Below are 25,616 nucleotides of genomic sequence, written 5' to 3' on the forward strand. Positions count from 1 at the left end.
ACCATGGCAACGCTGTTCATCTCCGACCTGCACCTTGACGCTGCCCGGCCGCAGATCACTACGCTGTTCGAAAACTATCTGGCGAGCGATGAGGTTCGCCACGCCGACGCGCTGTACATCCTCGGTGACCTGGTCGAAGCCTGGATCGGCGACGACGATGACGCCGAACTGCCGCAGCGCATCGCGCATGCCATCCGTGCCGTAAGCGATGCCGGCGTGCCGGTGTACTTCATGGTTGGCAACCGCGACTTCCTGCTTGGCGAGGCGTTCGCCCAGCGTGCCGGCATGACCCTGCTCGACGACGGCACCGTGCACGAGATCCAGGGCCGTCCCACCCTGTTGATGCACGGCGACGTGCTGTGTACCGACGACATCGCCTACCAAGCCGTGCGCCAGCAGGTGCGCACGCCGCAGTGGCAGGCGCATATCCTGTCGATGCCGCTGGAAGCGCGCCGCGCCATCGCCGCCCAGGCACGCGCGGACAGCCGCAAACATACTGGCAGTGCGATGGAAAGCATCATGGATGTGAATGCCGTGGCCGTAGCCGACTCCATGCGCAAAGCAGGAGTGACGCGACTGGTCCACGGGCACACGCATCGACCAGCAGTGCATGCATTCGAACTCGATGGCACGGCCGCCGAGCGCATCGTGCTTGGCGACTGGTACGAGCACGGCTCGGTCTTGCGGGTGACGCCAGACGATCTGGATCTGCGCGGACTCGCAATCGCCTGAAGAAAGTACGCCGCCAGACCGGTAGCAGGCGCCAACTTCACATCAACAGCTTGCGCACCTTGAGCAGGGCGACGATGAATGCGTCGATCTCCTCACGCGTGTTGTAGAACGCCAACGAGGCACGCAGCGTGGCCGGCACGCCGTAGAACTGCATCAGCGGGTGTGCGCAGTGGTGACCGGAGCGCACGGCGACACCCTGCAGGTCGAGCAGGGTCGCCATGTCGGTGGCCTGGGCATCATCGAGCAGGAACGAGATCACCGGCTCCTTTTCCTTCGCCTCACCGAAGAGGCGCAAACCAGAAATCTCGCGCAAGCGTTCGGTGGCATAACTGAGCAGCTGCTGCTCCCACGCATGGATCGCATCGAAACCCACCGACTGGTAGTAATCGATCGCCGCGCTCAATCCCACGAAGCCTGCGATGTTCGGCGTACCCGCCTCGAACTTGTGTGGTGGCGCGGCGAACGTGGTACCGCTGAAACGCACTTCACGGATCATCTCGCCGCCACCGAAGAACGGCGGCATCGCCTCGAGGTGTTCGCGCCTGGCCCACAAGGCACCGGTACCGGTGGGCGCCAGCATCTTGTGACCAGTGAGCGCGTAGAAATCGCAACCCAGCGCCTGCACATCGACCGGCCGATGCGGTACCGCCTGGGAGCCGTCGACCAGCAGCGCGATGTCGCGCTTTTTGCATTCGCGCGCGATCTCACGCACCGGATTGACCGTGCCAAGCACGTTGGAGACATGGGTGACGCAAGCCAGCTTCACTTCCGGCGTCAGCATCTCGATGTATTTCTCGACGATCAGCTCACCGCGCTCGTTGATCGGCGCCGCCTTGACTGTGGCGCCGCTACGCGCGGCAACGAGCTGCCAGGGCACGATGTTCGCGTGGTGCTCCATCACCGTGGTTAGGATCGCGTCGCCAGGCTGCAGCCGCGGCAGCGCGTAGCTGTACGCAACCAGGTTGATCGACTGGGTGGTGCCGGAAGTAAGGATCAGTTCGTTGCGCGACGGTGCGTTGATGAAGCGCGCCAGCTTGTCGCGCGCGCCTTCGTAGGCGGCGGTGGCCTCCTCACCGAGCTGGTGGACCGCACGCGCCACATTCGCGTTGTGCTCGCGGTAGTGCGTGTTTACCGCTTCGATCACCGACGCCGGCTTCTGGCTGGTGTTGGCATTGTCGAAATACACCAATGGCTTGCCGTGCACGGTACGCGACAGCAGCGGAAAATCTTCGCGAATGCGCTGGACATCGAAGACAGTGGTGGGGATGGATTGTGATTCGATCATCATCGACGATTCCGTATCTGGTTCCCTTCCTAAGCTTGTCCCGAAAGGGACTCGGTCCGGTTGCATGGGAGGGGGAAAGATCAGCCAGGCAATTGCGCGACCAGCATGGCCGACAGATGTTCACGCAGCGCCTCGTTCGGCAGATCATCCAGTACCGCGCGACAGAACGCGGCGGTCAGCAATGCACGTGCTTCGGCCTGGGGAATACCACGCGAGCGCAGGTAGAACAGCGAGCGCTCGTCGAGCTGACCGACGGTGGCGCCATGCGCGGCCTTCACCTCGTCAGCATGAATTTCCAGCTCCGGCTTGGTGTCGATCTCGGCACTGGGCGACAGCAACAGGTTCTTGTTGCTGAGGCTGGCGTCGCTGCCGTCGGCGCCGGGCGCCACCACGATGGCGCCGCGGAACACGCCACGCGCACGGTCATTGGCCACACCGCGCCAGTTCGATGAGGATGTGGTGTTCAACGCCTGATGGCGGATCGCCAGTTGCGTGTCGATATGCTGGCGACCGTGCGGCATGAACACGCCGCGAGTATCCAGCTGCGCACCATCGCCGATCAGTTCGGCTTGTAGATCGTGGCGCACCAAGGCACCACCCAGTTCCAGTACATGCAGCGTCGCCTGCGCCCGCGCATGCAGCCGCAGGCCGCTGCGGCGAATCAGGTTGGCGCCGATGGCGGCATTCTGCAGCACGATGTGATGCAAACGAGCGCCTTCGCGCAGTTCGATGTCGCTGACCAAGGTGGCCAGATGCACCTGCTCGCCACTGCCCACGTGTTGCTCGACCAGGGTCAGCTCGGCGCCTTCACCCAACTCGATCACGTTGCGTGCATGCCAGGCCAGATCAACTTCGGCAGCAGCGCCCACAAAGAGCAGCTGCACCGGTGTGACGACTTTCACGTTGGCGTCTACGCGCAGCACCACACCATCATCCGCACTGGCGGCATTGATCCGCGCAAACGCATCACCTGTCTCGCGGTAATGTCGTGACAAGGCGAAACGCAGCGGCTCTGGATCGCCTTGCAGTGCCTGCGACAACGGCTGCAGGGTGAGTCCGGCAGGCACGCTGTCGAGCGCCGACAAGTCGGCACGAAATACGCCGTTGACGAACACCAGTCGCGGCCCATCGACACCGGGCAACGCCAGGATCGATGGGTCCACCGCACGCGTTTGTGCATTGGCATCGCCACTGGCAAAGCTGCGTTGAGCCAGCGCGCGCAACGCGGTGTATTTCCACGCCTCGACCCGCGTATCGGGCAAGCCGCCAGCAGCAAAAGCCTCACGGTTTTCACGTCGCGCCGCATCCAGCCAGGTGATCCCGCTGTCTGGCAGCGGTGCATTGAGCAGGGACGCAACCAACGGCAAGGGAGCCAGCTGGCTCATGCCGCGGCTCCCTCGCCGATGCCAGCATAACCATGCTCTTCCAGCTTCAGCGCCAGCGACTTGTCGCCGCTTTCGACGATGCGGCCGTCGGCCAGCACATGCACGAAATCCGGCACCACGTAATCGAGCAGGCGCTGGTAATGGGTGATCATCAGGAACGCGCGATCGGGCGAACGCAGCGTGTTGACGCCCTGCGCGACCTGTTTCAACGCGTCGATGTCGAGGCCTGAATCGGTCTCATCGAGGATCGCCAGCTGCGGTTCCAATACCGCCATCTGGAAGATCTCGTTGCGCTTCTTTTCACCGCCGGAGAAGCCTTCGTTGACTGCGCGATGCAGCAGCTCGTCGGAAATCTGCATCACCTTCAGCTTCTCGCGCACCAGCTTGAGGAACTGCATGGAATCGAATTCCTTTTCACCACGCGCCTTGCGCTGCGCATTGAAGGCTGCGCGCAGGAAGTAGGTGTTGTTGACGCCGGGAATCTCGACCGGGTACTGGAACGCCAGGAACACGCCGGCGGCGGCTCGCGCTTCCGGCTCCAGTGCCAGCAAGTCGATGCCGTTGTAAATCACGCTGCCAGCGGTCACCTCATAGCCATCGCGGCCGGACAACACGTTGCCCAGCGTCGACTTGCCGGCACCGTTCGGTCCCATGATGGCGTGCACCTCGCCCGCATTCACGGTGAGGCTGAGCCCCTTGAGGATTTCCTTGCCCTCGACACGGGCGTGCAGATTTTCGATCTTCAGCATGCTCATTTCTTCGTTTTTTCGACCAATTGCAGGATGCACCGGCCATTGCCCGCGACCGCGAGGTCACCATCGATCGCGCTGGATTTGCTGTCCACCGAGAAGTCGCACAAGGCCGAAATCGGTGCTTTCGGCACCTCGCCGTACACAGTCGGGTCCACAAGCCACCCGGGCTGCCAGGTTTTGTCGTCGGAGGACAGGCGCAAGCCCCACGGCACGGTGTGCAGATCCACTCTCTTCTTCGTCACGCGGGAAAGCGGCCCCACGGTGAAATGCCCCTGCTGATCCGTGACCGCCTCGTCCTTGAGCGCGCCGGGCGCGGGGGCACCGGTGTCATCGAACTGATCGACCAGTTGCACGTGGGTACCGGACACGGGAACACCCGCGCGGGTCACGGTACCGCTGATCAGCGGAGCGGTGAGATTGTGATGCTTCATCGGAATGGGGATGCAGCCCGAAAGTACTGCTATCGAAGCGATCAGCAGTACGCTGGAAAACAATTTCATGCTGTGTTTCCTTGGATTTTCCCGAGACATGGAGGAGTTGACCATCGACAGGCTCATGACAGCGTCCAGGCCAGAAGGTGCCTGCCGCGCGGCCACGGCGCGCCGGCCGCGCTTGCCGTGGACATTCATCAACCCACCGCCCCTTCCAGCGATACTTCCAGCAGCTTCTTTGCCTCCACCGCGAACTCCATCGGCAGTTCGCGGAACACCTGCTTGCAGAAGCCGTCGACGATCAACGAGACGGCGTCTTCCTCGCTGATGCCACGCGAGCGGCAGTAGAACATCTGATCGTCGGAGATCTTCGAGGTGGTCGCTTCATGCTCGACGATCGCGCTCGGGTTCTTCACTTCCATGTACGGGAAGGTATGCGCACCACATTTCTTGCCGATCAGCAGGGAATCGCACTGGGTGTAGTTGCGCGCGCCTTCGGCGCCCTTCTCCATCTTGACCAGGCCGCGGTAACTGTTGGAGCTGCGTCCGGCACTGATGCCCTTGGCGACGATCTTCGACTTGGTGTACTTGCCGAGATGGATCATCTTGGTGCCGGTGTCGGCCTGTTGGTAATGATGGGTCAATGCCACCGAATAGAACTCGCCGACCGAACGATCGCCGCGCAGTATCACGCTGGGATATTTCCAGGTGATCGCCGAGCCGGTTTCGACCTGGGTCCAGCTGATCTTCGAGTCATCGCCGCGACAGTCGCCGCGCTTGGTGACGAAGTTGTAGATGCCGCCCACGCCGTTTTCGTCGCCTGGATACCAGTTCTGCACGGTAGAGTACTTGATCTGCGCTTTTTCCAGCGCGACCAGTTCGACCACCGCGGCATGCAGCTGGTTCTCGTCTCGCTTCGGTGCCGTGCAGCCTTCCAGATAGGAAACGTGGCTGCCTTCCTCGGCCACGATCAGGGTGCGCTCGAACTGCCCGGTGTTCTGCGCATTGATGCGGAAGTAGGTGGACAGTTCCATCGGGCAGCGTACGCCCTTCGGGATGAATACGAAGCTGCCGTCGGAGAACACTGCGGAATTCAGCGCGGCGAAGAAGTTGTCGCCGGTCGGCACCACGCTGCCGAGGTATTTCTGCACCAACTCGGGGTATTCGCGGATCGCCTCGCTCATCGAGCAGAACAGCACGCCGGCGGCGGCCAGTTCCTTGCGGAACGTGGTGCCGACCGAGACCGAATCGAATACCGCATCGACCGCCACGCCAGCCAACCGGGCGCGTTCGTGCAGCGGCACGCCCAGCTTCTCGTAGGTCGCCAGCAACGCCGGATCGACTTCGTCCAGCGACTTCAGGCCAGCCTTCGGTGCCGCGTAATAGCTGATCGCCTGATAGTCGATCGGGTCGATCTTCAGCTTGGCCCAGTCCGGCTTCGGCATGGTCAGCCAGTGGCGATAGGCGCTGAGCCGCCACTCGGTCATCCACTCCGGCTCCTGCTTGATCGCGGACAGCTGACGGATGGTGTCTTCGCTCAGTCCCGGCGGCAAGCCGGTCATCTCTATTTCCGTGACGAAGCCGGCCGAGTACCCGCGACCGAGCGCCGCGGCCACTTCGGCATTGTCGCGAAGCGTGGTGGCGGTGCTGCTTTCACTGGTCATGGTGTCATTCATTCGATGGTGGCCCCGTCGGTTTTCACCGTCGCCGCGATGTGCTTGGTTGGTGCCGGCCGGGCCGGGGGCGGCTTCAGCATGTCGGCCAGACTCACGGCACGCAGGGTGTGATCGAGCACGCTGTTGATCTGTTGCCAGCTGCCGCGCACACCACATTGCGATTCGCGATCGCACTGACCCTCGGCCACACTGCATTCGGTCATGCCGATCGGCCCTTCCAGGGCCTCGACGATTTCCGCCAGCGAGATTTCTGCAGCCGGCCGGGCCAGCCGGTAACCGCCATTCACACCACGGAACGACTCGACCAGCGCAGCATGGCCGAGCGCCTTCAGCAGCTTGCTGACGGTCGGCAACTCCAGCCGCGTCTCATCGGCGATCTGCACCGTGCTGAGTACGTCAGCCGGGTGCGCGGCGATGCAAGTCATCACCACGGTGGCGTAATCGGTAAGGCGGCTGACACGGAGCATGGGTGCGCTCTGGCCTGAGGTCACTGAATCGGGACTAAAATGGTACTGATTCGACATCGCTGGGTCAATGGCGAAAGCGGAACGCACCTTAATCGAGCAAATAAAGACACCACTTTCCCGATTTTTGTGCAAATCCGTCTGTCCACAGAGCACAAACCGTCGAAGAACGTGAGATCCGTTGCACTCGAGCGATGGCACGCATCGTGCTGCACCGCAATAAGGATCATCGCGCGCGGAGCACGACATGAAGTGGATCACGGCCATCATCAAGCCATTCACGCTGGACGATGTGCGCGAGGCGCTCAGCGAGGCCGGCGTGCAGGGCATGACCGTAACTGAAGTGAAAGGCTTCGGTCGCCAGCACGGACATACCGAGTTGTACCGTGGCGCCGAATACGTCGTCGATTTCCTGCCCAAGCTGAAGATCGAGGTGGCGGTCGCCGACGATCGCCTCGAGCATGCGATCGAGGCGATCAGCACGGCGGCGCGCACCGGCAAGATCGGCGACGGCAAGATCTTCGTCGGTGAGCTCGAACAGGCCATCCGCATTCGCACCCAGGAGCTCGACGCCGATGCGCTCTAAGCGAACGATGCTCGTCCTCTGCTGCGGCCTTGCGGCGCCGTTCTCCGCGTTGGCGCAAGCCGCCCCCACTCCAGCACTGAATAGCGGCGACACCGCCTGGATGATCGTCGCCAGCATGCTGGTGCTGATGATGACTCTCCCCGGCGCGGCGCTGTTCTACGGCGGCATGGTGCGCGCCAAGAACCTGCTGTCGGTGATGATGCAGTGCTTCGCGATCACCGCGCTGGTGACCGTGCTGTGGATGCTCTACGGCTATTCGCTGGCTTTCAGCACGGAGGGCATGCATGCCGGCATCGTGAACCTGCACTCGATCATTGGCGGATTGGATCGCGTCCTGCTGGCCGGGCTGACGCCGGCCTCGCAGTACCAGACGGTGCCGGAAAGCGTGTTCGTGATGTTCCAGCTGACCTTCGCGATCATCACTCCGGTGCTGATCATCGGCGCGTTTGCCGAACGCATGAAGTTCAGCGCGATGCTGTGGTTCAGCGGGTTGTGGCTGACCTTCGTCTACCTGCCAATGGCGCACATGGTGTGGAGCGGTCCAGGCTCGCTGCTCGGCGATTTGGGCGTGATCGATTTCGCCGGTGGCACGGTGGTGCATATCAATGCCGGCATCGCCGGCCTGGTCGCCTGCCTGGTGATCGGCAAGCGCCGAGGCTATCCGCATACGCCGATGCCGCCGCATAACCTCGGTTACACCGTGATCGGCGCCAGCCTGCTGTGGCTGGGCTGGTTCGGTTTCAACGCCGGCTCGGCCGTGGCCGCCAACGGCAGCGCGGGCATGGCAATGCTGGTGACCCAGATCGCCACTGCCGCCGCCGCGATCGGCTGGGTCGCGGTCGAATGGATCGCCCACAAGCGCGCCAGCGTGCTCGGCATCGCCTCGGGCGCGGTAGCCGGACTGGTGGCCGTGACACCGGCCGCGGGCACGGCCGGCCCGGGCGGTGCACTGGTGCTCGGCCTGATCGCCGGCGTGGTGTGCTTCTTCAGCGCCACGAAGCTGAAACAGCGGTTCGGTTACGACGATTCGCTGGACGTCTTCGGCGTGCACGCGATTGCCGGCATCATCGGCGCCTTGCTTACCGGCCCGCTGGCGTCGCCGAAGCTGGGCGGTTTCGGCACGGTGACCTCGCTGTTTGGCCAGCTGTGGATCCAGGCCAAGGGCGTGGGCTTCACCATCGCGTGGAGCGCCGTGCTGAGTCTGGCGATCCTGAAGCTGCTCGATCGCGTCATGGGCTTGCGCGTGGATGCCGAGCAGGAACAGATCGGACTGGATCTCGCCGAACACGAGGAGCGGGCATACAACTTGTCTTGAACGGCGTGGCCAGTTGTCTTGAGCGGCGTGGCCAGAGGCGAGGTGTCTGTGGCAGCCTGATAAGCTGTTCGTGTTTCGTCAGCGATCGACTTCATGGACAGCATTCAAGACCGCGCCGTCGCCCGCCTCGCCTGGGCCCGCAGCATCCTCGGCGACCCCGCGTTGACGCTGGCATCTGCCTCGGCGGATGCCAGCTTTCGCAGTTACTGGCGCACGCAGCACCAAGGGCGCAGCTGGGTCGTGATGGACTCGCCGCCGGCACAGGAAGATCCGCGGCCGTGGCTGGCGATTGGCGCGCAGCTGGCCGCAGTCGGCCTGCACGTGCCGGCCGTGTATGCACACGACCTGGAGCAAGGTTTCCTGTTGATCGAAGACCTGGGTACGCAGTTGTACCTGCCGGCATTGAACGAAGACACCGCGGATGCGCTCTACGGCGACGCGATGGATGCGTTGCTGCGCATGCAGACCCGGATGGATTACAGCGGGCTGCCACCGTTCGACCATGCCGTGCTGACGAGCGGGCTGGAAGTCATGCCGGAATGGTTTCTCGGCCGGCACTTGGCCCACACCCCAGACTGCGGCGAGTGGGATGTACTGGAGGCCGCCTTCGCCGTGATCACTCGCAATGCGCTGGAGCAGCCACGCTGCTTCGTGCACCGCGACTTTCATAGCCGGAATCTACTGATCGTCAACAACAACTCGGGTATCACCGCCCCTGGACTCTTGAGTCCAGGGATTATTGATTTTCAGGGTGCCCTGGCCGGTCCGGTCACCTACGACCTGGCCTCACTGCTGCGCGACGCCTACATCGCATGGCCCCGCGAGCGCGTCGAAGGCTGGGTGGAGTCCTACCGGCAACGACTGCACGGTGCTGGCCTGATCGGCGGTGAAATCGACCGCGAACATTTCCTGCGCTGGTTCGATCTGACCGGCCTGCATCGCCACATCCGCGTACTGGGGCAGTTCTATCGGCTGTGGTACCGCGACGGCAAACCCGGTTATCTCGCCGACGTGCCGCGCGTCTACCACTACGTGATCTCGGTGGCACGCAGCTATCCCGAACTGGCTGACTTCGCCGCGCTGCTCGAACGGCAAACACAGGGCCACGACTTGACCCGGGTGGTGGCGGCATGAAGCACGCGCTGATCTTTGCCGCCGGTCTCGGCGAACGCATGCGTCCATTGACCGATTACACGCCCAAGCCGTTGCTGAAGGTTGGTGGCAAACCGCTGATCGTATGGCACCTGGAAAAGCTGGCTACGGCTGGCGTGCACTACGTGGTGATCAACACCTCGCACCTGGCCGAGCAGTTTCCCGACACGCTGGGAGACGGCTCACGCTGGGGCCTGCGCATCCGTTATGCCTACGAAGGAACGACGCCGCTGGAGACCGGCGGCGGCATGTTGAACGCGCTGCCGCTGCTTGGGAGTGAACCGTTCATCGCAGTCAACGGCGATATCTGGTGCGATGCTGATTTCGCAGCGTTGCCCAGCGAACCCACCGGCCTTGCGCACCTGCTGCTGGTCGACAATCCAGTACAGCATCCGCACGGTGATTTCGCACTGGATGCGCAGGGCATCGTGCACGACGAAGGCGACACACGACTGACTTTCAGCGGCATCGGCGTGTATCGCCACGAACTGCTAAGGAACTGGCGCGACGTAATCGGCACTGCGGCCGGTGCGGAGGCAAAACCGCCACGCTTCAGGCTCGTTCCGCTGCTACGGGCGGCGATGGCTGGCAGCGCAATCAGCGGTAACCACTACCACGGCGCATGGACCGATGTAGGCACGCCCGAGCGCCTCGCTCAACTTGAAACCGCACTGCGCAAATAACTCGGACGAATCACCATAAAAAACGGCCCGGTGCAAACCGGGCCGTTCCTGTTCCAGCAAAACCAGTGCGTTTACGGACGACGCGCCAGCTCCGGATTCTCCTTGGTCACCGGCATCAGGTCCTTCTTCGACACACCCAGCCACAGCAGGATCGGACTGGCCACGAAGATCGAGGACAGCGTACCAACCAGAATGCCGATCAACATCGTCACGGCGAACCCGTGCACCGCCGGGCCACCGAAGAAATACAGCGCTCCCATGGTGATCGCCGTGAACAGCGAGGTGATGATGGTTCGCGACAAGGTGTTGTTGATCGAGCGGTTGAGGATCTCTTCCGGCTCCGCCTTGCGCGCCAGACGGAACAGCTCGCGGATACGGTCGAACACCACCACCTTGTCGTTGATCGAGTAGCCGATCACCGCCAGCACGGAGGCCAGCACGGTCATGTCGAACTCGCGCTGCACCAGCGCCAGGATACCCAGCGTCACCAGCACGTCGTGGATCTCGGTCGCTACGGCGGCGATCGCGAAGCGGCGTTCGAAGCGGATCCACAGATAAGCCATGATGCCGAGGATCACGAACACCGCAGCTACGGTGCCATCACTGCGCAGTTCCGCACCCACTTCCGAACCCACGTAATCACGGCTCTTCAGCTTCGCATCCGGGCGTGAAGCCTGCAGCATCCGGGTGACGTCGGCGGCAATGCGATCTAGATTGACCTTGCCGTCGGTCTGCACCGCGCCCGGGTCGTCCTTCGGCTGCATGCGGATCGACACTTCACGGGTGCCGCCGAGAGTCTGCACCACGGCATGATCGAGACCACCCTTGGCCAGTGCATCGCGCACGTCGGCAATCTGGACTGATTGATCGTAGTCGACCACCATCGAGACGCCGCCGGTGAAGTCCAGGCCGTAATTGAGACCCTTGGTCGCGATCAGCGCGATCGAGGCAATCATCAGCGCAAGCGCGATGGCAATGCTGTACTTGCGCATGCCCAGGAACGGGATATTGCTGTCGTGATTGAAAATTTCCATGGTGGTTCCTTAGACCGACAGCGTCTTGAGCTTGCGGTGGCCGTGGATCAGCGCGGTGAACGCGTGAGTCAGCGTCACCGAGGTGAACAGTGAGGTCAGGATGCCGATCATCAACGTCACGCCGAAGCCCTTGATCGCACCGGTACCCATCGTGGTCAGCGCCAGCGCAGCGATCAGGTGGGTGACGTTGGCGTCAAGAATGGTCGACCACGCCTTCTCATAACCGGCGCGGATCGCGGCATGCGGTGTCGAGCCGTTGCGCAATTCCTCACGCACGCGTTCGCAGATCAGCACGTTCGCATCGATCGCCATGCCCAGCGTCAGCACGATACCGGCGACACCCGGCATGGTAAGGGTGACCCCGATCAGTGACATGACTGCCACCAGGATCACCAGGTTGAAGAACAGAGCGATATCGGCCACTAGGCCGAACAGCTTGTAGTAGATCGCCGCCGCCAGCAGAACCAGCGCCAGGCCGAGCAAGACCGCCTTGAAACCCTGATCGATATTGTCCTGACCAAGGCTGGCACCGATCACGCGCTCCTCGACGATGTCGACTGGCGCAGCCAGCGCACCACCCTTGAGCAGCAGCGCCAGATCGGAGGCCTCTTTCTGGCTGCCCAGACCCGTAGTCTGGAACTGCCGGCTGAAAGCGCTCTGGATGGTGGCGTCGTTGATCACTGACTCGGTGATCTTCGGCGTACGCACCTCCTTGCCGTCGACCATCTTGGTTTCAGTCACGCGCTCCACGTACACCACCGCCATCGGCTTCTGGATGTTGGCATTGGTGAAGTCGCCCATCTTCTTCGCACCGGTGGCATTGAGGGTCACGCTGACCATCGGCGTGCCACTCTGCGTATCGGTACCCGAAACCGCATCCACCAGCTCATTACCAGTCACGATGATCTGCTTGCTTACCAGCACCGGCAGATGACTGCCACGCATGTAGTAGAGATTCGCATCTGGCGGAATGCTGCCGGTACGGGCAGCATCCTGTGCGGCCTGATCGCCGGCATAACCGATACCCGCGCGATACTGCAAGGTCGCGGTGGCACCGATCAACTTTTTCGCCTCGGCCGGATCCTGCACACCAGCCAGCTCGACTACGATGCGGCTGTCACCTTGCTGCTGGATCAGCGGCTCGGAGACACCCAGCGCATTGATGCGGTTGCGTAATGTGGCCAGATTCTGCTTGATCGTGTTGAGCGACAGCTCGCGCAGCTTCTCCGGCTTGACCGTAGCGTTGAGCACGAAGCGGTCACCGGTGCTTGGGCCATCCGCCACGAGAAGGTCGGTGTATTCGTTGGCAATGTCGTCCGATGCCTTGGCGCGATCGTCGGCCGAGCGCAGGATCACCGCAATGCCCTGGCCGCGCACGGGGTTGCGCGCAACCGATTCGTAACGGATGTTCTTGTCGCGCAGCAGGCCGCGGATATCGTCCGCGTAGCTGTTTTCCTGTTTGTCGATGACGTCGTTCTCATCAACCTGCATCAGGAAATGCACGCCGCCCTGCAGATCGAGGCCCAGCGGCATCGAGCGAGCGCCGATCGCGCTCAGCCATCCCGGGACGGTGGACTGCAGCTTGAACGCGACAGTGTAGCCGTCGCCCAGCGCTGCCTTGATCGCATCAGCGCCGCTCTTCTGCACATCGGAGTTGGTGAAGGTCGCCAGCAGATGATCGCCCTGTACTTTCACTTCACCAGCAGCAATGTGCTGTGCGGTAAGTGCAGCCGCCACTTTCTGCTGTGTGGACTGATCGATCGGCGCAGCGTCGCGGTTGGCGGTGACCTGTACCGCCGGCAACGGGATAAATGCATTCGGCAATGCGTAAATGATGCCGAACAGCATCACCAGCGCGACCAGCGCGTACTTCCAGCGGGGAAAATCACTCATGCCCTGAATCCATCAAGGCCGCGGCAACAGCCGCGGCGGTAACAACAATCGAGGAATAATCGCGAGAGAGGCGACCGCCACGCGGTGCCTCGAGCCCATCGATCAAACGGACTTCAGCGAGCCCTTGGGCAACACCTGAGAAACCGAGCCCTTCTGCACCTTGACCTTCACGTTGGCGGCGATCTCGACCGTGATGAACGTCTCGCCCACCTCCTCCACGCGCCCGGCAATGCCACCATTGGTGACCACCTCGTCACCCTTGGCCAGGGCGGCGATCAGTGCACGATGCTCTTTCTGCCGTTTCATCTGCGGGCGGATCATCATGAAATACATCAGGCCGAACAGCACCACCATCATGATGATCATTTGCAAGCCGCCACCGGCAGGCGCAGCCGCAGCCTGGGCGATCACGGGGGAGATCGGAAAACTCATCGGTTTGTCTCGCAAGTTATGGCGCAGCCAACGATTTTAGCTGAACGCCCGATAAAAGATCGTCGATTATGCCATGCGCCCTCACGCCATGCACGGCACCGCATGACGCCTCGGATCACGCCCCGATCCCTATTGAGGGCGACCGTCGCCCGTTGCAAGCCCGGCCACGAGACAGGTACAGCCGCCATAGGGAGTCTCAGTCGCCCTGCGGCGGCTTAGGCCCCGTCACCTTGCCGTTGCGCGTAGAACCCGGCAACGAAGGCGTCCAGCGTGTGCTCGACGATCGCCTCCCGCAGACCCGCCATCAGGCGCTGGTAATAGCGCAGGTTGTGGATGGTCGCGAGCTGGCTGCCGAGGATTTCGTTGCAGCGATCAAGATGGCGCAGGTAGGCGCGGCTGAAACCGTTGCTGCAGGCGTAGCAGTCACAGCCCTCTTCGATCACCCGCGTATCGGTAGCGAACTTCGCATTGCGGATGCGCAACGTGCCCTCGGCAGTGAACAGGAAGCCGTTGCGCGCGTTGCGGGTCGGCATCACGCAGTCGAACATGTCGATGCCGCGGCGCACCGCTTCGACGATATCCTCCGGCCGCCCCACGCCCATCAGGTAGCGCGGTTTGTCGACCGGCAGCAGCGGCACGGTGAAATCCAGCGCGTGGTTGCGCTCGGCCTCCGGCTCGCCGACCGCCAAGCCGCCGACCGCATAGCCGTCGAAACCGATGTTCACCAGCCCTGCCGCGGAGCGCTGGCGCAGGTTCTCGTACACGCTGCCCTGCACGATGCCGAACAGCGCATTCGGCGGCCTTGAATCGACACGTTGCAGATCATCGAACGCCCGTCGCGAGCGCTCGGCCCAACGTAGTGAAAGCTCCATCGAGTCGCTGGCCACCTTCTCGATGGCCGGGTATGGCGTGCACTCGTCGAAGATCATCGCGATGTCCGAATCCAGTGTCTTCTGGATCTGCATCGACACTTCCGGCGACAGGAACACCTTCGAGCCGTCGACCGGCGAGGCGAACGTCACACCCTCCTCGGTTATCTTGCGCTTGTGCGCCAGCGAGAACACCTGGAAACCACCGGAATCGGTAAGGATCGGCTTGTTCCAGCCGATGAACTTGTGCAGACCGCCGAACTTCTCGACGATCTCCAGCCCGGGCCGCAGAAACAGGTGGAACGTGTTGCCGAGGATGATCTCGGCACCGATCTCGGTGACGTCGCGCGGCGTCATCGCCTTGACTGAGCCATAGGTACCCACCGGCATGAACGCCGGCGTTTCCACCGTGCCGCGGGCAAAGGTCAGGCGACCGCGGCGGGCAGCGCCGTCGGTGGCGAAGAGATCGAAATTCATGGCAGTCATCCGCCCAGTTTAACCGCTGCTGCCGCTCAGCCGCCCTGCGGCAGGATCAGCATCGAATCGCCGTATGAAAAGAAGCGGTAACGCTGCTCGACCGCATGGCGATAGGCATCCAGCATGAATTCGCGCCCGGCCAGTGCCGACACCAGCATCAGCAGGGACGATTGCGGCAGATGGAAGTTGGTCAGCAGGCCATCGATGCTGCTGAAGTGGTAACCCGGGAAGATGAATATCTGCGTCTCGCCGGCAAACGGGTGCAGCTCGCCATTCTTGCTCGCACTTTCCAGCGCGCGCACCACCGTGGTGCCCACCGCGATGACCCTACCGCCATTGGCGCGCGTGCGGCGGATCTGCCCGATCAGGTGGGCACCGACATTGAGCCATTCGCGATGCATGTGGTGATCCCTCAGATCATCCGCACGCACCGGCTGGAATGTACCGGCACCCACATGCAGCGTGATGTAACCGAACTCGACGCCGCGTTCGCGCAGCGTCGCCAGCATCGCCTCATCGAAGTGCAAGCCGGCCGTAGGTGCGGCCACTGCGCCGGGCTCACGCGCGAACACGGTCTGGTAGCGCTCCAGGTCGCTGGCATCGGCATGCCGCTCGATATACGGCGGCAGCGGCATCTCACCGAGCTTGAGCAACAGCTTTTCCAGCGGCTCCGACGCCTCGAAATGCAGCCGGAAAAAGCCTTCATCGCGCCCCAGCACCACGGCATGGCTGCCGTCGGCCAGCTCGATCCGGCCACCTTCCTTCGGCTTCTTGCTGACGCCAAGCTGCACGGTCGCCTCGTGCGCGCCAGTGACCCGCTCGATCAGGATTTCCACTGCGCCGCCACTGATCTTGCGTCCGTACAGGCGCGCCGGCAGTACGCGGGTATCGTTGAACACCAGCAAATCGCCCGGCCGCAGGAAGTCCGGCAGCTCGCGGAACATATGGTCCTGCCGCAGTTGTGCCGCCACATCGAGCAGCAACATCCGGCTGGCCGAACGCTCGGGCAGCGGCGCCTGTGCGATCAGCTCGGGCGGCAGTTCAAAATCGAAATCGGACTTCTTCAAGGGATGCTGGCCAACAGGCGAAAACGGGACATTATCCCGCACTACGCCAGCCCTTGTACGACAACCTACAGCCAGCCTTTCTGTCGTGCCAGCCGATAGGCCTCGATGCGATTGGCGACACCGAGCTTGCCGATCGCCTCGGACAGGTAATTGCGTACGGTACCGTGCGACAAGCTCAGCTGCGTCGCGATATCGCCGGCAGACTGGCCTTCGCCGGCCAGCCGCAGCACTTGCCGCTCGCGATCGTTCAGCGGATCGGCCTCCGACCAGGCTTCGAGCGCCAGCTGTGGATCGATCGCGCGGCCGCCGCGATGCACGGTGCGCAATGCCTCGGCAAGATTCTCCGCAGGCGCATCCTTCAGCAAATAACCGGACACGCCGGCATCCAGTGCGCGACGCAGGAAACCGGGGCGCGCAAACGTGGTGACGATGACGACCTTCATCGGCAGTTCTTGACGCTGGATGCGCTGCGCCAGCTCCAGCCCGGTCAAGCCAGGCATCTCGATGTCGGTGATCAGCACGTCGGGTTTCAGCCGCTGCAGTTCGCGCCAGGCGGCCTCACCATCAGCAGCTGAACCGAGCACTTCAATATCGGATTCAAGATTGAGCAGTGCCGAAAGTGCACCGCGCACCATCGCCTGATCCTCAGCCAGCAGGACACGGATCATGCAATATTTTCCTTATGCCGACTGAGGGCTGCCGAGAATGTCATAACCTGAAGGAGCATGGGAAACAGGAATTGACTCACGCGACGGGCTGACCGGGAACCGCGCTCGTCAGCGGATCGGTCAGTGGCATATCCGCCGCTGACCGGGACCTTTCAACCAGACGCAGAATCGGCACCGGGACTACGACACGCAGACGTGTACCCTGATCACGCGACGACTCGATCGTCAAGCTGCCACCCAACGCACGCACGCGTTCCCGCATGCCGCACAAACCATTGCCATCCTGGTCAATGCCACCGCGACCGTTATCACTGATCTGCATGCATACGCTGTTGCGCTCGCGAACCATTTCGATCTTGGCGGAACTGGCATCGGCATGGCGCGCAATATTGGTGACTGCCTCGCGCAGTATCAACGAGAGGCCACGCTCGACATCGACCGGCAGGTCGACGGGTGGATGACCGTAGTCGAGATGCACCCGCGAGGACTCCAGCAGCAGTCGCGCCGACGCCAGTTCGGCAGCGAGGTCGGTGGCTCGGATGCCGGTCACCGCGCTGCGCACTTCCGCCAGTGCATGCCGCGCCACCTTCTCTGCTTCCTCCACCTCACGCTTGGCCGCTTCGGTATCGCGGTCGAACAGCTTGCGCGAGAGTTCGAGCTTCAGTGTGATCAGCGACAGCGTATGGCCAAGCAAGTCATGCAGGTCGCGGCCGATCCGCTCGCGCTCGGCGGTGGCAGCAAGCCGGCGCACTTCGTCATGTGACAGGCGCAGGGCGGCGTCCTTCTCCTTGCTCATGTGCTCGACTGCCGTGATGGCGCTGATGACGAGCACTGTGCCGGGGATGATCACCAGCAATGAGTTCGGATAGCCGATCCACCAGGCCAGTGCAACGAATACGGCATTCAGCAGCAGCAGTTGGCCCACGTACAAGCGGAAACTCATGGTGCAGAAGCGCGACAACACACAGGCATAGATGAAATAGCTCATGCCGCTCGGATACCAGCGCAACAGCCCCATGCTCAAGACGACCATGGCCAGCGGATAGAAGTGCGCCAACCGCCGCGGCGCCAGCTGCATCCTGGCGAACAGCAATAGAAATACCGGCAGAGACAGCAATGTGAAAAGAAGCCAGCTTCGCGTGTAGCCGGCGACCCCGTGATCGAACAGCGGCGTGATGAAGATCCACATCAACCACAGGAGATGCACGCTGTCGGCCCACGGCGACTTGCCGTGCCGGATGTCGTCGGCCACACCCGAATCGGGCGCTGGCGTGAACCATCGTGCAATGAAGTCAGGGATCATGGCGTGGTTTTTCGCTGGGAAATCGGCTAGGACAGCATGCTACTTCAACCATACCGGCGCAGGCGCCGCGCAGCGAGCAGCAGGAACACCACAGTGAATCCGAACAGTGTCAGCACATGCGGCAGCAAGGTCCCCTGTCGCATGCCCACCGCAGCCAACGCCAGCTGGTCGAGGTGATAGCTCGGCCATACCGGTGCGATCTGCTGCAGGAATTTCGGCAGCATCGGCAGCGGGAACCACAGCCCAGACATGAATGACATCGGCAGGTAGATCAGCTGCAACATGCCAGGTGCACCCTGGCCCTTGATCAGAGTGCCGACAAACATGCCCAGCGCGCAGAACGGCAGCACGCCAAGCATGCCAGTAAGCAACAACGCGCCGGCTTGGGTCAGGCTCAGCGTCACATGCCCCAGCAGCAATGCCATGACCAGCAGCAACAGGATAACCACGGTAGCGGCAGCCATCGCCATCAGCATCTTGCCCAGCAGGTAGGCGCCCGGCGGCATTGGCAGTGCGCGTTTGAAAGTCAGCAGGCCACCGTCACGCTCCAGTGCCAACGACACGCCGAAGCCGAACAGGCCCGGACTCATCACGCCAAACACGCCGTAGCTGGCCAGCAGGTAGCGTGCTGCATCGACGCCATTCGACTTTGCCATCAGCACGCCGAACAACAGATAGAACATCGCGGGAAACAGCATGATCGGCAACATGAAGCCGGGTGCACGCATGTAGCGCAGGCATTCGCTGCGCGCCTCTTCCAGATAGGCGCCGATGATGCGGCTGCGCGGCATGATGCTGGTCGTTGCCAGTTCGGTGACAGACATGATGGTTTCCATCTCAGGCGGCCTCGCGCTGATTGGTGTCCGATGCCTCGTCGGCATCGCGGGTAAGCTCGGTAAATGCCTCGGCCAGACCGGCGCGGTGTACTTCCAGTTCGCGCAGATGGCGATCGGTGTCGAGCAATCGACGAACCACGACCTCGGCCTCGGCAGTACCGATATGCAGGCGCTCGCCATCCCGGCGCACCTCACTGACCTCAGGCCAGCCACGCACGGTGTCGGCCGGCAAAATACTCAGGCAGCGGATGCGCTTCATCGCCACCCGTGCACGCAGCTCGTCAACCGTGCCTTCGTGGATCATGCGGCCATGCGCCATCACGCAGACGCGATCCGCCAGTGCTTCAGCCTCTTCCAGATAATGCGTGGTCAACAGCACTGCGCAGCCCTCGCCGAGTAGTTGGCGGATCGCCACCCATAGCTTCTGCCGCGCCTCGATATCCATGCCCACGGTGGGCTCGTCCAGGAACAGCAACTCGGGGCGGCCGCACAGCGCCAGCGCGAATTGCACGCGCCGCTGCTGGCCACCGGAGAGTTTCGCGTAGGGGCGCTTGAGCAGATCACCGATGCCAGCCAGTTCGGCGGTATCCGCCAGGCTGCGCGGTGCCGGGTAATAGCTGGCCGTCAATCGCAACAGTTCGCCCACCCGCAGCGTCGCCGGCAATTCGGCGTTCTGCAGCATCACGCCGATCCGCCGGCGTGCCTCGATCTGCTGCGGATCCTGCCCGAACAGCTCGACCGTGCCGGCATCGGCACGGATCAGCCCGAGCAACAGGCCGATCGCGGTGGTCTTGCCGGCACCGTTGGGGCCGAGCAACGCCAGCAGTTCGCCGCGCTGCAGGCGCAGGTCGGCGCCATCCAGCGCTGTGAGCGGGCCATAGCGTTTGACAGCACCGTCGAGGCGGGCAATCGGATCATGGGCATGTGTCATGGGAACTCCTCCAGTGCCACCTATCGTGCGCGGGACCAGCCACGGCAGGCAGTCGCCGGCGTCAGTCATCGGGGGTGACAGCCGTCACCCTCGGCCTGGCACGGGGTTACGGCGGCTGGCGCCGCAAGGTATCCTGTGAGGGATAAGGTCGCCCTGCATGCCCTGAAATGGCGGCGCAAAGCATCTGAAAACATTGAGGAAGCGCGTCGCCCGCGTCTCCCGCCACGCATTCACTAATGTCCACCAGCCCGGCACTGCATGCCGGCCGGCGGAGCTACGGAGGATTCAACATGGGTGTGATCAACCAGCTGCGCGAACTGCGCGAATTCGGTGGCAAGCCGCGGACCATCGGTCTGGACGACGCCAGCATCGAGCGCATGGCCGCGAACGACCCCATGCTGGTCCAGGTGATTGCCGAAGCCGTGGCGCGTCATCAGGAATTGCGCGCCGATCTGGCCGACTTCCTCAAGCTCGATGAAACCGAGCAGCTGGCGCAGGTCCAGGCTGGCTTCGTCAACTTCTACCCGGACGATGCGATCAACCCGTATCTCGCGGCGGCGGCGCGCGGTCCGTGGATCGTCACCCTGAAGGGTGCCGTGGTGCACGACAACGGCGGCTACGGCATGCTCGGCTTCGGCCACAACGACCCGGCGATCCTCGAAGCGCTGAGCCGTCCGCAGGTCATGGCCAACGTGATGGCGCCCAGCGTGTCGCAGTTGCGCTTCACCGCCGCACTCAACAAGGAGCTGGGCCGCACCCGCGGTGGCAGTCCGTATACGAATTATCTGTGCCTGAACTCCGGCTCCGAGTCGGTCTCGCTGGCCTGCCGGATTGCCGACGTCAATGCCAAGCTGATGACCGATACCGGCGCTCGCTACGCCGGCCGCACGATCAAGCGCCTGGCAGTGAAGGGTGCGTTCCACGGCCGCACCGACAAGCCGGCGCTGTATTCCGATTCCAGCCGCAAGACCTACCAGCAGCACCTCGCCAGCTACCGCCACGAAGACAGCGTGATCACTGTTGCGCCGTATGACATCGCGCAGCTGGAAGCGGCATTCGCCGACGCCGACAAGCACGGCTGGTTCATCGAGGCGATGTTCCTGGAACCGGTGATGGGCGAAGGCGATCCGGGGCGTGCGGTGACACCGGAGTTCTACAAGGCGGCTCGCGCCTTGACCGAGGCCCACGGCACCTTGCTGCTGATCGATTCGATCCAGGCTGGCCTGCGTGCACATGGCGTGCTGTCGATCACCGACTACCCGGGCTTCGAGAAGCTGCCAGCGCCGGACATGGAAACCTTCTCCAAGGCACTCAACGCTGGCCAGTACCCGCTGTCGGTACTGGCGGTCACCGCGCGCACCGCCGGCTTGTACCGCAAGGGCATCTACGGCAACACCATGACGGCAAACCCGCGCGCGCTGGACGTGGCCCTGGCCACGCTGGGTGAGTTGACCGACGACGTGCGTGCCAACATCCGCGAGCGTGGCAAGGAATTCGTCGACAAGCTCAACGCTCTGAAGAACGAACTCGGTGGCCTGATCACCAAGGTGCAGGGCACCGGCCTGCTGTTCTCCTGCGAGCTGGCACCGGAGTACAAGTGCTACGGCGCCGGCTCGACCGAGGAGTACATGCGCGAGCACGGCGTTGGCGTGATCCACGGCGGCGTCAACTCGCTGCGCTTCACTCCGCACTTCAACGTCACCAGCGCCGAAATCGACCTGGTCGTGGCACATGTGCGCAAGGCGCTGCTGGAAGGCCCTCGCAAGGCCAAGGCCGAGGCGGCCTGATCGCACACGTTTCCGGCCGGCCCTACATCTACGACCATGCAATCACACTGCATGGCCGTAGATGAATACGACTTGCACTGAGTATCCGATTACCTTCCACGGCGATCGCCAGTCGGCATAGACTGGGCTGGCCGGCAGCTGCCGGTCACCTAGGGAGGACTCAACGATGTCGATGTCACTACGTCTGCTTGCCATCAGCGCCGCCTTTGCCTTTGCCGGCGCAGCCTTCGCAGCACCGCAAGCCGCCAGCATGGCAGCCCCTGCTGCGAAGACACTCACACCGCAGCAGCAGCGCATGGGCGATTGCAACAAGCAGGCCACCGGCAAGACAGGGGCTGACCGCAAGACATTCATGAGTTCCTGCCTGAAAGGCAATAGCACCGCCGCCGCAATGCCAGCGGCTGCGCCAGCCGCCGCACCGTCCGCCAAGCAAACCCAGCAGGAAAAAATGAAGAGCTGCAATGCCGACGCCAAGGTCAAGGCACCTACCGGTGCGGCCCACAAGGCATTCATGAGCAACTGTCTGAAGGGTGGCGGCACAGCGGCCCCAGCCACCCCGTAATATCGGATCGGTCACTGCACACGCAGACATGCTCATGCGTGCGTGTGCAGGACCACTTCGCTAAGCTCCATGACTGTCGCGTTGCCATGCGCTGCCCTTGAAGACAGTCGACCATGAAGATCAACGAAGTCCGCCATCCGCTGATCCAGCACAAGCTCGGCCTGATGCGCCGCGCCGGCATCAGCACCAAGGAATTCCGCGAGCTGGCCTCCGAGGTCGCCGCACTGCTCACCTATGAAGCCACCAAGGATCTGGAAACCGTCGCGGAGCAGATCGACGGGTGGGCCGGCCCGTTGCAGGTGCACCGGATCAAGGGCAAGAAGATCACCATCGTGCCGATCCTGCGCGCCGGCTTAGGCATGCTGCCTGGCGTGCTGGACATGATCCCCTCGGCCAAGGTCAGCGTGGTCGGCGTGCAGCGCGATGAGCACACCCTGCAACCCGTCGCCTATTACGAAAAGCTCAGCGGCCGCATGGACGAACGCATCGCGTTGATCGTCGACCCGATGCTGGCGACCGCCGGCACCTTGATCGCTGCCGTCGACATGTTGAAGGCCGCCGGCTGCAAACGCATCAAGGGGCTATTCCTGGTCGCCGCGCCGGAAGGCCTCAAGCGCATCGAGGCGGCACATCCAGACATCGAGATCTACACCGCCTCGATCGACGAGCGCCTCAACGAAAACGGTTACATCCTGCCCGGGCTCGGCGATGCCGGCGACAAGATTTTCGGCACCAAGCAACTGCCGCCAATCGACTAAAGCGAGAACCTGTTCCTACAACCGTCGGCGCAAAATATCAGCGACCGAAGCGATCGGTCGCTTCAAGCAGCTCACGCGTGATTCCCGGCTCGAATGCCGAGTGCCCAGCGTCCTGCACGATGTGCAAGTCCGCTTTCGGCCATGCACGATGCAGATCCCACGCACTGCGCAGCGGGCAAACCACGTCGTAGCGGCCCTGCACGATCACGGTCGGGATCTTGCGGATCCGGTCCACGTTGCGCAGCAGCTGGTCGTCATGCTCGAAGAAGCCGCCGTTGACGAAGTAATGGCATTCGATGCGCGCGAACGCCAGCGCGAACTCGTCCTCGGCGCTGGATTCGATATGCGATGAATCCTGCCACAGGAAGCTGGTGGCCCCCTCCCATACCGACCAGGCACGCGCGGCATCCGTGCGTGTTTTCGGATCAGTGCTGGTCAGGCGACGGTGGTAGGCGCTCATCAGGTCGCCGCGTTCGGCTTCCGGAATCGCGTTGAGATAGGTTTCCCATGCGTCCGGATACAGCGCGTCGCAACCCTTCTGGTAGAACCATTCCAGCTCCCAGCGGCGCAGCATGAAGATACCGCGCAGCACCAGCTCGGTCACCTTGTCCGGATGCGTCTGCGCATACGCCAGTGCCAGCGTGGAGCCCCAGGAGCCGCCGAACACCTGCCAGCGATCGATCGACAGATGCCCGCGCAGGCGCTCGATATCGGCGACCAGGTCCCAGGTGGTGTTGTCGGTCAGTTCCGCATGCGGGGTGGACTTGCCGCAGCCTCGCTGATCGAACAGCACGATGCGATAGATCGCCGGATCGAAGAAGCGCCGGCACTTCGGACTGGTGCCGCCACCCGGGCCACCGTGCAGGAATACCACCGGCTTGCCGTTCGGATTGCCGCTCTGCTCGTAGTACAGCGTGTGCAGCGCGGACACCTTGAGCAAGCCCCTGTCGAAAGGCTCGATCTCGGGATACAGCGAACGAATCGGCGGCGACATGACGGCTCCTCAAACGTGCGGACAAGCCGCCTAGACTAGCATGGGCCTCGTTTGGAGGCCCTCAGCCGTCCGCAAACAGCTTGCCGGGATTGAGGACGCCGTTCGGATCAAACACCTTGCGTACGCCCCGCATCAGTGCGATTTCTGCCGCACTGCGGGTACTTTCCAGATAGGCCCGCTTGACCAGGCCAATGCCGTGTTCGGCCGAGATGCTGCCGCCGTGCCGCTGCAAGGTCGCTGCCAGCAGCTTGGTGACATGTTCGCACTGGGCGATGAACGCCTCCTCGGCCAGATCGTCCGGGCGCAACACATTGATATGCAGGTTGCCGTCGCCGATATGGCCGAACCAGACCACCTCGATCTGCGGGTACTCACGCGCCAGCAGCGCCTGCATCTCTTGCAGGAAAGCCGGCACGGCGCTGATCCGCACCGACACGTCGTTCTTGTATGGTCGGCGCGAGGCCAGGCTTTCGGTAATGCCTTCGCGCAAGCGCCACAAGGCGGCCGCCTGCGCGTCGCTTTGTGCGATCACGCCATCGCTGACCCAGCCCTGCTCCAGTGCATGCTCGAACGCCGCCAGCGCGGCATCCTGCGCCCGTTCGTCGGTGGCATCGAACTCGGTCACTACGTAATACGGATAGTCACCTTCGATGGCGCGTTGCGCGCCGTGCGCCAGCACGTGCTCAAGCGCGCGATCGGTAAAGAACTCGAATGCCTGCAGCGTCAGTCGTGCACGGAACAGCGCAAACACCTGCATCAAGGCATCCATGTCCGGCAACGCCAGCAACATCACCTGCGAGGTCGGCGGCGGATCGGTGAGTCTCAGCGTCGCTTCCACCACGATGCCCAGCGTGCCCTCCGAGCCGATCATCAGCTGACGGAAATCGTAGCCGCTGGAGTTCTTGGTCAGGCCGCGATTGAGCTCAAGCAATTCACCGTTGCCGGTGATCACCTTCACCCCGGCGATCCATTCGCGTGTGTTGCCGTAGCGGATCACCCGGATGCCGCCGGCATTGGTGGCGATGTTGCCGCCGATCGAACATGAGCCACGGGCGGCAAAATCGACCGGGTAGATCAGGCCGTGACTGCGGGCAGCATCATGTACCGCCTGCAGGATGATTCCTGGCTGCACCGTGAGCGTTCGATCCACCGCGTCGAAATCCAGCACGCGATTCATCCGTTCCAGACTCAGCACCAACTCACCGTTCGCGGCGACTGCCCCGCCAGACAAACCGGTACGGCCGCCCGAGGGCACGATCGCCACGTGCTGCAGGTTGGCCCAGCGCACGATCGCCTGCACTTCCTCGATGCTGGCCGGCAACGCGATCGCCAGCGGTGATGGTGTCCAGCGCCGGGTCCAGTCGCGGCCGTAATGCTCCAGATCGCCTGGCTCGGTAAGCAACCGCAGACCGGGCAGGCATCGGGTCAATTCGGCAAGGCGCGCGTCGGACATGCTGGACTCCAGGATATCCACGCAGCCTGCCAGCCGTATCGCGTCCCGTCCAGTGCTGCAGCGCCGCAATTTGCCTCCGGCTCTGGCATAG

25 protein-coding genes are annotated in these 25,616 nt (G+C 62.9%); 8 read left to right on the forward strand and 17 right to left on the reverse strand.

Features of this window, described 5'->3' with window-relative positions:
- Window positions 1-3 precede the first annotated feature (3 nt).
- Window positions 4-732, forward strand: coding sequence for a UDP-2,3-diacylglucosamine diphosphatase (locus tag GSQ75_RS09135; RefSeq protein WP_158754244.1), 729 nt, complete (start codon window positions 4-6; stop codon window positions 730-732).
- A gap of 37 nt (window positions 733-769) precedes the next feature.
- Here GSQ75_RS09135 and GSQ75_RS09140 read toward each other — a convergent pair whose 3' ends face one another.
- From GSQ75_RS09140 to GSQ75_RS09165, 6 genes are all read right to left on the reverse strand, one after another.
- On the reverse strand, window positions 770-2,017 hold the full coding sequence (locus GSQ75_RS09140; RefSeq protein WP_158754545.1) for a cysteine desulfurase: 1,248 nt from the start codon (window positions 2,015-2,017) through the stop codon (window positions 770-772).
- Window positions 2,018-2,097: 80 nt separating this feature from the next.
- Window positions 2,098-3,402 (reverse strand): Fe-S cluster assembly protein SufD, encoded by a 1,305-nt coding sequence (sufD, locus tag GSQ75_RS09145; RefSeq protein WP_158754246.1) that lies wholly within the window; start codon window positions 3,400-3,402, stop codon window positions 2,098-2,100.
- Window positions 3,399-4,151 carry a Fe-S cluster assembly ATPase SufC gene (gene sufC / locus GSQ75_RS09150; RefSeq protein ID WP_158754248.1) on the reverse strand — a complete coding sequence of 251 codons (753 nt, stop codon included), beginning with the start codon at window positions 4,149-4,151 and terminating at the stop codon, window positions 3,399-3,401. The genes sufD and sufC overlap by 4 nt, the downstream gene beginning before the upstream one ends.
- Before the next feature lie 2 nt (window positions 4,152-4,153).
- Window positions 4,154-4,783, reverse strand: coding sequence for a carboxypeptidase-like regulatory domain-containing protein (locus GSQ75_RS09155; RefSeq protein WP_158754250.1), 630 nt, complete (start codon window positions 4,781-4,783; stop codon window positions 4,154-4,156).
- The gene (sufB, locus tag GSQ75_RS09160) at window positions 4,783-6,249 is read right to left on the reverse strand and encodes a Fe-S cluster assembly protein SufB (RefSeq protein ID WP_174236708.1); all 1,467 of its coding nucleotides are present in this window, start codon (window positions 6,247-6,249) and stop codon (window positions 4,783-4,785) included. The genes GSQ75_RS09155 and sufB overlap by 1 nt, the downstream gene beginning before the upstream one ends.
- A gap of 8 nt (window positions 6,250-6,257) precedes the next feature.
- Window positions 6,258-6,728, reverse strand: a complete 471-nt coding sequence (locus GSQ75_RS09165) for an SUF system Fe-S cluster assembly regulator (protein ID WP_158754254.1) — start codon at window positions 6,726-6,728, stop codon at window positions 6,258-6,260.
- A 244-nt stretch (window positions 6,729-6,972) separates the two neighbouring features.
- Here GSQ75_RS09165 and GSQ75_RS09170 point away from each other — a divergent pair, with 244 nt between their 5' ends.
- The 4 genes from GSQ75_RS09170 to murU all read left to right on the forward strand — a co-directional run bounded on the left by GSQ75_RS09170 (window position 6,973) and on the right by murU (window position 10,461).
- A complete protein-coding gene (locus GSQ75_RS09170) occupies window positions 6,973-7,311 on the forward strand; it encodes a P-II family nitrogen regulator (protein ID WP_158754263.1) in 339 nt (112 codons plus the stop codon).
- On the forward strand, window positions 7,301-8,626 hold the full coding sequence (locus tag GSQ75_RS09175; RefSeq protein WP_158754265.1) for an ammonium transporter: 1,326 nt from the start codon (window positions 7,301-7,303) through the stop codon (window positions 8,624-8,626). The genes GSQ75_RS09170 and GSQ75_RS09175 overlap by 11 nt, the downstream gene beginning before the upstream one ends.
- A 93-nt stretch (window positions 8,627-8,719) precedes the next feature.
- Window positions 8,720-9,760, forward strand: coding sequence for a phosphotransferase (locus GSQ75_RS09180; RefSeq protein WP_158754267.1), 1,041 nt, complete (start codon window positions 8,720-8,722; stop codon window positions 9,758-9,760).
- A complete protein-coding gene (gene murU, locus GSQ75_RS09185; RefSeq protein WP_158754269.1) occupies window positions 9,757-10,461 on the forward strand; it encodes an N-acetylmuramate alpha-1-phosphate uridylyltransferase MurU in 705 nt (234 codons plus the stop codon). Before GSQ75_RS09180 ends, murU begins: the two co-directional genes overlap by 4 nt.
- A gap of 71 nt (window positions 10,462-10,532) precedes the next feature.
- Here murU and secF read toward each other — a convergent pair whose 3' ends face one another.
- The 9 genes from secF to GSQ75_RS09230 all read right to left on the reverse strand — a co-directional run bounded on the left by secF (window position 10,533) and on the right by GSQ75_RS09230 (window position 19,971).
- Window positions 10,533-11,495 carry a protein translocase subunit SecF gene (gene secF, locus GSQ75_RS09190; protein ID WP_158754270.1) on the reverse strand — a complete coding sequence of 321 codons (963 nt, stop codon included), beginning with the start codon at window positions 11,493-11,495 and terminating at the stop codon, window positions 10,533-10,535.
- 9 nt (window positions 11,496-11,504) lie between these two features.
- Entirely contained in the window at window positions 11,505-13,388 is a 1,884-nt protein-coding gene (gene secD / locus GSQ75_RS09195) for a protein translocase subunit SecD (RefSeq protein ID WP_158754272.1), read from the reverse strand.
- 102 nt (window positions 13,389-13,490) lie between these two features.
- Window positions 13,491-13,820, reverse strand: a complete 330-nt coding sequence (yajC, locus tag GSQ75_RS09200; protein WP_158754274.1) for a preprotein translocase subunit YajC — start codon at window positions 13,818-13,820, stop codon at window positions 13,491-13,493.
- A gap of 215 nt (window positions 13,821-14,035) precedes the next feature.
- Window positions 14,036-15,175, reverse strand: coding sequence for a tRNA guanosine(34) transglycosylase Tgt (gene tgt, locus GSQ75_RS09205; protein ID WP_158754276.1), 1,140 nt, complete (start codon window positions 15,173-15,175; stop codon window positions 14,036-14,038).
- A gap of 26 nt (window positions 15,176-15,201) precedes the next feature.
- Entirely contained in the window at window positions 15,202-16,233 is a 1,032-nt protein-coding gene (gene queA / locus GSQ75_RS09210) for a tRNA preQ1(34) S-adenosylmethionine ribosyltransferase-isomerase QueA (RefSeq protein ID WP_158754278.1), read from the reverse strand.
- Between the two features lie 65 nt (window positions 16,234-16,298).
- Window positions 16,299-16,901: a response regulator transcription factor gene (locus tag GSQ75_RS09215; protein WP_158754280.1), complete on the reverse strand. Its 603-nt coding sequence runs from the start codon at window positions 16,899-16,901 to the stop codon at window positions 16,299-16,301.
- Window positions 16,902-16,977: 76 nt separating this feature from the next.
- Complete coding sequence (locus GSQ75_RS09220) at window positions 16,978-18,204, reverse strand: sensor histidine kinase (RefSeq protein ID WP_158754282.1); 1,227 nt, start codon at window positions 18,202-18,204, stop codon at window positions 16,978-16,980.
- A gap of 44 nt (window positions 18,205-18,248) precedes the next feature.
- Window positions 18,249-19,028 carry an ABC transporter permease gene (locus GSQ75_RS09225; protein ID WP_254058517.1) on the reverse strand — a complete coding sequence of 260 codons (780 nt, stop codon included), beginning with the start codon at window positions 19,026-19,028 and terminating at the stop codon, window positions 18,249-18,251.
- A gap of 13 nt (window positions 19,029-19,041) precedes the next feature.
- A complete protein-coding gene (locus tag GSQ75_RS09230; protein ID WP_158754284.1) occupies window positions 19,042-19,971 on the reverse strand; it encodes an ABC transporter ATP-binding protein in 930 nt (309 codons plus the stop codon).
- A gap of 290 nt (window positions 19,972-20,261) precedes the next feature.
- Between GSQ75_RS09230 and GSQ75_RS09235 the strand changes: the two genes are divergently transcribed.
- From GSQ75_RS09235 to upp, 3 genes are all read left to right on the forward strand, one after another.
- Window positions 20,262-21,758 carry an aminotransferase class III-fold pyridoxal phosphate-dependent enzyme gene (locus GSQ75_RS09235; protein ID WP_158754285.1) on the forward strand — a complete coding sequence of 499 codons (1,497 nt, stop codon included), beginning with the start codon at window positions 20,262-20,264 and terminating at the stop codon, window positions 21,756-21,758.
- Between the two features lie 166 nt (window positions 21,759-21,924).
- Complete coding sequence (locus GSQ75_RS09240) at window positions 21,925-22,320, forward strand: PsiF family protein (RefSeq protein WP_158754286.1); 396 nt, start codon at window positions 21,925-21,927, stop codon at window positions 22,318-22,320.
- 113 nt (window positions 22,321-22,433) lie between these two features.
- Entirely contained in the window at window positions 22,434-23,078 is a 645-nt protein-coding gene (gene upp, locus GSQ75_RS09245; protein WP_158754288.1) for a uracil phosphoribosyltransferase, read from the forward strand.
- A 37-nt stretch (window positions 23,079-23,115) separates the two neighbouring features.
- Here upp and pip read toward each other — a convergent pair whose 3' ends face one another.
- Together pip and GSQ75_RS09255 are read right to left on the reverse strand one after the other, a co-directional pair.
- Entirely contained in the window at window positions 23,116-24,072 is a 957-nt protein-coding gene (gene pip / locus GSQ75_RS09250; protein ID WP_158754290.1) for a prolyl aminopeptidase, read from the reverse strand.
- 61 nt (window positions 24,073-24,133) lie between these two features.
- The gene (locus tag GSQ75_RS09255; RefSeq protein ID WP_158754292.1) at window positions 24,134-25,525 is read right to left on the reverse strand and encodes an FAD-binding oxidoreductase; all 1,392 of its coding nucleotides are present in this window, start codon (window positions 25,523-25,525) and stop codon (window positions 24,134-24,136) included.
- Window positions 25,526-25,616: the final 91 nt, after the last annotated feature.

This window comes from Dyella sp. S184 (assembly GCF_009766065.1).
GTDB lineage: Bacteria > Pseudomonadota > Gammaproteobacteria > Xanthomonadales > Rhodanobacteraceae > Rhodanobacter.

Coding starts and splice junctions, on each gene's coding strand:
- GSQ75_RS09135 (WP_158754244.1), top strand. CDS start 4: ATGGCAACGCTGTTCATCTCCGACCTGCACCTTGACGCTGCCCGGCCG.
- GSQ75_RS09140 (WP_158754545.1), bottom strand. CDS start 2,017: ATGATCGAATCACAATCCATCCCCACCACTGTCTTCGATGTCCAGCGC.
- sufD (WP_158754246.1), bottom strand. CDS start 3,402: ATGAGCCAGCTGGCTCCCTTGCCGTTGGTTGCGTCCCTGCTCAATGCA.
- sufC (WP_158754248.1), bottom strand. CDS start 4,151: ATGCTGAAGATCGAAAATCTGCACGCCCGTGTCGAGGGCAAGGAAATC.
- GSQ75_RS09155 (WP_158754250.1), bottom strand. CDS start 4,783: ATGAATGTCCACGGCAAGCGCGGCCGGCGCGCCGTGGCCGCGCGGCAG.
- sufB (WP_174236708.1), bottom strand. CDS start 6,249: ATGACCAGTGAAAGCAGCACCGCCACCACGCTTCGCGACAATGCCGAA.
- GSQ75_RS09165 (WP_158754254.1), bottom strand. CDS start 6,728: ATGCTCCGTGTCAGCCGCCTTACCGATTACGCCACCGTGGTGATGACT.
- GSQ75_RS09170 (WP_158754263.1), top strand. CDS start 6,973: ATGAAGTGGATCACGGCCATCATCAAGCCATTCACGCTGGACGATGTG.
- GSQ75_RS09175 (WP_158754265.1), top strand. CDS start 7,301: ATGCGCTCTAAGCGAACGATGCTCGTCCTCTGCTGCGGCCTTGCGGCG.
- GSQ75_RS09180 (WP_158754267.1), top strand. CDS start 8,720: ATGGACAGCATTCAAGACCGCGCCGTCGCCCGCCTCGCCTGGGCCCGC.
- murU (WP_158754269.1), top strand. CDS start 9,757: ATGAAGCACGCGCTGATCTTTGCCGCCGGTCTCGGCGAACGCATGCGT.
- secF (WP_158754270.1), bottom strand. CDS start 11,495: ATGGAAATTTTCAATCACGACAGCAATATCCCGTTCCTGGGCATGCGC.
- secD (WP_158754272.1), bottom strand. CDS start 13,388: ATGAGTGATTTTCCCCGCTGGAAGTACGCGCTGGTCGCGCTGGTGATG.
- yajC (WP_158754274.1), bottom strand. CDS start 13,820: ATGAGTTTTCCGATCTCCCCCGTGATCGCCCAGGCTGCGGCTGCGCCT.
- tgt (WP_158754276.1), bottom strand. CDS start 15,175: ATGACTGCCATGAATTTCGATCTCTTCGCCACCGACGGCGCTGCCCGC.
- GSQ75_RS09215 (WP_158754280.1), bottom strand. CDS start 16,901: ATGATCCGTGTCCTGCTGGCTGAGGATCAGGCGATGGTGCGCGGTGCA.
- GSQ75_RS09220 (WP_158754282.1), bottom strand. CDS start 18,204: ATGATCCCTGACTTCATTGCACGATGGTTCACGCCAGCGCCCGATTCG.
- GSQ75_RS09225 (WP_254058517.1), bottom strand. CDS start 19,028: ATGTCTGTCACCGAACTGGCAACGACCAGCATCATGCCGCGCAGCCGC.
- GSQ75_RS09230 (WP_158754284.1), bottom strand. CDS start 19,971: ATGACACATGCCCATGATCCGATTGCCCGCCTCGACGGTGCTGTCAAA.
- GSQ75_RS09235 (WP_158754285.1), top strand. CDS start 20,262: ATGGGTGTGATCAACCAGCTGCGCGAACTGCGCGAATTCGGTGGCAAG.
- GSQ75_RS09240 (WP_158754286.1), top strand. CDS start 21,925: ATGTCGATGTCACTACGTCTGCTTGCCATCAGCGCCGCCTTTGCCTTT.
- upp (WP_158754288.1), top strand. CDS start 22,434: ATGAAGATCAACGAAGTCCGCCATCCGCTGATCCAGCACAAGCTCGGC.
- pip (WP_158754290.1), bottom strand. CDS start 24,072: ATGTCGCCGCCGATTCGTTCGCTGTATCCCGAGATCGAGCCTTTCGAC.
- GSQ75_RS09255 (WP_158754292.1), bottom strand. CDS start 25,525: ATGTCCGACGCGCGCCTTGCCGAATTGACCCGATGCCTGCCCGGTCTG.